Genomic DNA, 5,936 nt, shown 5'->3' with positions numbered 1-5,936 from the left:
GTCAGTCCTATCCTATGGTACTCTCGCTGCTTAAAAACTGTCCGAAGTATTGTTTTTGACAACTAACAAATATAGGTTGTTACAAAACTATAAATTAGTTTGTGAAGGTTAAAATGATTTATTTTTACTAACAAATATAGGTTTTCTCGAAAAGGTGAGGCACGAATCTTTACCTGAAAAGCTTGAGAATACAGGGTTTTAGCGTACTTCCAGAAACCTGAAAACCGCTATAGAATTTGTGAAGCTTTGGTAAAGTAGCTACGTCGGTATACGTAATCTTTCGGAACAATGCAATTAATGTATACTCCGTTTCAGCAGATTTATTGCAGGTGTCCCTGCATTTTTAAACTAATAATTATTAGTCGATCGCTTTTTTTGATCTAAAACCACGGCGATGCCGTGTTTTTAACGATGGTGGCGTTTTTTGTGTTTTTTTCGATCGAATCCTGTGAAAGAATTGGTGAGATTTATTCCTGCTTTTGATAAGTAGGTTTGTCGGTAATTGCGCATTGCCATTGCTGTGGCTGTTTTAGTGTTCCACTGTTTAACTGGCAATAAATTAGGAAAAGTTTTCAGGGGTTCGGCGATTTTTGGATCGCCAATGACTTCGGCAAATATGCGGGCGATCAGTTTGCAGCAGGCTGCTGGTTGGAGTGCAATTTGTTCTTCCGCGAATCGAATTACTATCCAATTTCCCTGTACGAAAAATTGATTGCGGTTGTTGTCGCGGTTGCAGTCAAAGCAATGATGCGGCTTCCCGTAGCGATTGTTTGTTCCCACATAAGGTTCGTCAATTTCAATGTCTGCTGCAATTCCAGTTTCGGGGTGTACGGCTATAAAATCGCAAGAATACCTTAGCTTGCTTCCAGGTATGGCGAAAGGAACCCCCTGCACCGTGTAGAGGCTGGGAAGGAACTCTCTGAGATGGGATAGAAAAAAAGATTCGGTTGCTCCTTCTTGTGCTGTAGCTTTCTCCAGCAGGGGCTTGATGGCGTCTGCCGATATCTGTTTGAGTTCAAATGCCGTCTGTATTTTTATATTTTTAAGGTGCAGTATGATATTCGGATCGATCGGCCCTAAGGAATCAACAGTTTTGTTGGAGTGAGTATTGATGGTTGCGTTTTCCCGATCGGCTTGCGGTGTTTGAGTTTGAGTGCGATCGGCTTGCAGTGCTGCGGTGCGATCGGCTTGCGGTGTTTGAGTTTGAGTGCGATTTGCTTGCAGTGCTGCGGTGCGATCGGCTTGCGGTGTTTGAGTTTGAGTGCGATCGGCTTGCGGTGTTTCAGTCCGATCGCACGATCGATAGCAGCAGTAAAAGCAAAAAGCAGCAGTTAACAGTGCGGCGGCTGCAAATTGCAGTGTAGCCAGCATTGCAGTCAAACACGCAAGGTATAAGAAGACGACAGGCATCTGGAGCGAGATTTTTTCTATTACAGGCGTTTCGGTGTGAGATTTGCGATCTTTGGTGGTGTCTGCTTGTGGCAACTGCAAATTTACTTTTGTATGTGCGCCCTCTAAGTAGTCGTTCGATATCGTTTTTTCGACGGCATTTCTAGCTTTTATTACCGCACAGATGTTATCGGGGATTAGGACAATCGGGTAATGTTTATTTTTAAACACGTTATTTTTGACCTCGTGTTGATAAGTTTTGGTGGGAATTAGTATCTATTGTTCTTAGTTTTATGCAATAAATTAGAATTTTTCCTATTACCTAAGTCTGATTGTGGTAGCTTACTGCATCAGTTATCTTAGTTTTAATTCATAATTAATGGTTGGGAGGAAACAAATTGTGCTTTTAAAAAGACGGATAGCCGAAAATAATTTATCAGTATCTCCAAATTTGTTGCTTTACTCTGGAGCTGCTGTATTAGCGTGGGATGCCTCCATTTCCGGTTGGTTCGGTTTCGCCGGTGTTGGCTTCGCCTCTTGTTTGTTTTTAGGTACAAATTGGATTGCTCCGAGGCAGCAGATGCTGAAACCTTGGCACAAAGCATTAATCAAGTACGGGCCGGCTTCGCTATTATTTTTGTCAGCGCTGGCATTTTTTTGGATAGTAATTATGAGCGATAGTGCCAACGCTCAATTTTTCAAGAACGCGGAAACCTGGATGAAAACGAATTTCGGTAAAGCAATTGGAGGAGGAGGAGGAGCCGGAGGAGCCGGAGGTGGAGGCGATGTAATTGCGCTAGTTTTTAACGTTTTGCGGGCAATTTATATCTTGTATTTGGGTGTGGAATTGGTCAAGTGCATCAAGGCAGCCCAGCAAGATCAGGATTGGCAAACGCTGGCTAGAACGCCATTAATCATTGTGGTTTCGATTACCATAGCTGATATAGTCAGCACTTTAATTTTGGGTTCTGGAACTGGAGGAGGAGCCGGTGGGCCTTAGTAAAACGGACGAGAATCGTTAAACAGTTAAGAGGTGAGAGTTGAGAGTTGACAGTATCTGAATCCTGACTCCTGAATTCTTTCTTGTTCGTTTACCAGTTGTATAGGATTCAATTCATAAGTCTGACTCCTGCCTCCTGACTTCTGGGTGCATCTCTATTTGGCAAGGGTGAAGCACCTGACCGCATACAATTTATTAGTGAGAACCAGAGATTTACTGTCGCAATGCTTGGTCCTACGAAGATAATCGCAAAAATGAGATGCACCCTGACTCTTGCCTCCTGACTTCTCACTCCTGGCTCCTGAATTCTAAATTGTTAAATATTGGAATTTAAATGGGGATTTGAAGGAGGATTGCAAATATGGCTTCTAATCAGAGAGATTATGCTTTTCGGCGAGTCAATCCCAGTTTGGGTAAACAGCCGAACATCGGGCCACTACCAGCAGATCAATTAATTCCTTGGGTAGTTATTTTCTTGTGTTTTTACTACATATTTCACGGCATATTTGGACTCGACTGGGTGTGGACTGGGAGCGCGATTGCATGGGGTTGCAGCACTTGGTGGGTAATGACAGCTCGCGGAGCCTACAGGTGGCTGTCTATGTTTTTGCCAACTCCTAAGTGGGGAGTAGGATTTGCAAGATACGAAAAATTTGTGAAGGATATGGGTAAAAAAAATCGTGATTAAAAAGGTAGGAAAACGAGAGTTAAAAATCGGAGTAAAATCTACCAGATATACTCCTTTGGAAGATGAAATGCAACTAGCCAGCATGATTTCCATGCAGTTTGCAGGTCGTTCGGTTGGCGCGTATTTGCTGCGAAAAGGAGCGGATAATTTTAAAATCAAGTTTGCGTTTGATTGCATCGGAATTCACAACACCTTGAGGGATGAGGAGATCGATTCGATATTTGCTGCCGTTGAAGGTGGTTTAAAAGATATACTTCCCGGTGAATCCCTGACAATTCATTTGGGTTCTTTCTCTGTAGACAGCGAACGGCAAGAAGAACTTTCGGATCTGTACCGACAGGTGAAATCTACCGAACTTCGCTATTTAATCATGGCTGAAAGGTCAAGAGTCCGCGAGTTGAGAAATTTAGGAATTCGCAAACCCAAATATTTGCGCCTCTACTGTACTTATACGGTAGACCCCGGCAGTGCTGGCGCATCGGACGCCATAGAAAAAGTGCTAGTTCGCCTTGAAAAAGGGTGGAAAAGATTTGTGGGTGAATACGACGAAGCTAGATTTAATCAAGTGGACGGAATTCTGAATTCGGCTTACACTGACGGCTTTCAAATATGGGAAGCATTGCTCTCAAACAAAATGGGATTGACCGTCAGGGCCATGACGGCTACTGAAATGTGGCAGCAGCTTTGGGAATATTTTAATGAAACCCAGGTTAGAGTAATTCCGCAGCTTTTGGTACTCGACGAATCCGGTCTGAGAGAGGAAGTCAGCAGCGAGTGGAATCCGGTAACAGTTCTTATGGAATCGGATTTCAGCATTCCAGTAGCAGATCGGAAGTGGGTTCATGTAAAGGGTAAGTATGTAGGAGTTTTAACTTTTTTGGAAAAACCGGGAGGCTGGGGCGACAAGTACAAACAAATGCTTTATTTATGGCAAGTAATTTCGAGAGAGGCAATTGCGGATACGGAAATTGTTTGTGAGGTGGCGCGGGCAAATCAAGACATAGTAAAAACCCAAATGCAGCGAGTGGCAAAGCAAGCTATTACCGCCGCCGAAATATCAACAGACCACCATTCTGTAGACGTAATGGCTGCTATTAATTTAAAGCGTTCGGTGGCGGCGCAAGAATCGATTTATGAAGGTGACGTGCCGCTGTATATAGGAGTAGCATTTTTACTGCACCGCAGCACTACATCTAAACTTGATGATGCCTGCCGTTTTTTTCAGTCCCTGTTCGTCTCCCCAGCGTGGGTAGCGCGAGAAGGCGAATATCCCTGGAAAATATGGCTTCAATGTTTGCCCGTAACCTGGGACAACTTGATGGCAGTTCCGTTCAATCGCAGGAAGCTGTATTTGTCGGGAGAAGCGCCGGGGCTGTTGCCTTTGGTGCGTACCAAGCCGGGGGATGCTAAGGGCTTTGAATTGATTTCCGATGACGGGGGTACGCCGGTTCGCGTCGATTTGTACTACCAACACAAAAATTTGGGATTGTTTGGCGCTACGAGATCCGGCAAATCCTTGCTAGCTGGGAACGTCGTTACCTACGGCCTTGCAGCCGGTTTGCCTGTAGTGATTTTGGATTATCCCAAACCCGACGGTACTAGCACCTTCAGCGATTACGCGAAGTTTTTGAAGCATGAAGCTGCTTATTTTGACATCACGACGGAAGCGAATAATATCTTTGAAATCCCCAACCTGAAAGGGCTGCCCTCAAGCCTGCAAAAAGAAAGGATGGACGACTACATTGACTTTTTGCTGTCGGCACTGTTGTCGATGGTAGTCGGGAGTAGGCGAGGAGAATCGACAGATGCTGCATTTTCCGACATGGTGCGATCGATCTTGGGACTGGCCCTCAAAGCTTTTTTTGCTGATGTTTTGATTCGCGATCGCTATGCTGCTGCTTACAAAGCCGGTTTGGGTACGCAGGATTGGCAAGCAATGCCGACTCTCGCTGATTTTATCGGATATTGTTCCCACGAACGCCTCCGTATGGATTCTATCGCTGGGGATTCCAAAGGGGCGATCGAGCGCATCAAACTTCGCCTGCGGTTTTGGGTGGAATCTCGCGTGGGTAAAGCGCTAGCAGCCCCGTCTACGTTCAAGAATGACGCTCAACTGCTGGTATTCGCACTGCGGGGACTTTCCAACGATGAAGACGCGGCGCAGATGGCGCTTTCGGCTTATTCTGCCGCCCTGCGCCGCGCTTTAGCCTCTGCGGCTTCTATCTTTTTTATTGATGAAGCTCCCGTACTCTTTGAATTTGACGCGATTTCTAATCTAATTGGCAGGCTTTGTGCCAACGGAGCAAAATCAGGAATTCGCGTCATTTTATCAGCACAAGACCCCGATACTATTGCTAAATCTCCTGCGGGAGCGAAGATATTTCAAAATCTCAGCACCAGATTAGTCGGTAGAATTCAACCCGCAGCCGTTGATAGTTTTGCGACTATTTTGAAATACCCCAGAGAAGTAATTGGTCGGAATGCAGCAGAGAGTTTCTTTCCTAAAAAAACGGGGATGTATTCGCAGTGGCTGATTGATGATGGCGGCACCTTTACGTTTGCCAGATTTTACCCAAGCTTACCGCTGCTGGCGATTACGGCGAATAATCCCGACGAACAGAAGGCACGGCAAGACGCATTTACCCGACAGCCAGACAAAATACGGGCAATTACAGAACTGGCGCGAATGCTTGCTGCTAATTAATGTTATTTGAGATTTGTCAAAACCCAAAATATAACAGCCAAAACCCAACCACCAACAGTCAAAACCCAAAACTCAAAACCCAACAACGAACAGTCAACAACCAACAGCCAACAGCCAACAGCCAACAACCAACAACCAACAGCCAACAGCCAACA

4 protein-coding genes are annotated in these 5,936 nt (G+C 45.0%); 3 read left to right on the top strand and 1 reads right to left on the bottom strand.

Annotated elements, in window-relative coordinates:
- Window positions 1-405 precede the first annotated feature (405 nt).
- Window positions 406-1,620 (bottom strand): hypothetical protein, encoded by a 1,215-nt coding sequence (locus QT974_RS07095; RefSeq protein ID WP_333467815.1) that lies wholly within the window; start codon window positions 1,618-1,620, stop codon window positions 406-408.
- A gap of 169 nt (window positions 1,621-1,789) precedes the next feature.
- Here QT974_RS07095 and QT974_RS07090 point away from each other — a divergent pair, with 169 nt between their 5' ends.
- From QT974_RS07090 to QT974_RS07080, 3 genes are all read left to right on the top strand, one after another.
- On the top strand, window positions 1,790-2,389 hold the full coding sequence (locus QT974_RS07090; protein ID WP_333467814.1) for a hypothetical protein: 600 nt from the start codon (window positions 1,790-1,792) through the stop codon (window positions 2,387-2,389).
- 361 nt (window positions 2,390-2,750) lie between these two features.
- Window positions 2,751-3,077, top strand: coding sequence for a hypothetical protein (locus QT974_RS07085; RefSeq protein ID WP_333467813.1), 327 nt, complete (start codon window positions 2,751-2,753; stop codon window positions 3,075-3,077).
- Window positions 3,070-5,781, top strand: a complete 2,712-nt coding sequence (locus tag QT974_RS07080) for a hypothetical protein (RefSeq protein WP_333467812.1) — start codon at window positions 3,070-3,072, stop codon at window positions 5,779-5,781. Before QT974_RS07085 ends, QT974_RS07080 begins: the two co-directional genes overlap by 8 nt.
- The last annotated feature ends 155 nt before the right edge of the window (window positions 5,782-5,936 follow it).

This window comes from Microcoleus sp. BM001215392 (genome assembly GCF_036700185.1).
Taxonomy (GTDB): Bacteria; Cyanobacteriota; Cyanobacteriia; order Cyanobacteriales; family Microcoleaceae; genus Microcoleus.
This window is presented reverse-complemented; position numbering and strand designations above follow the sequence as displayed.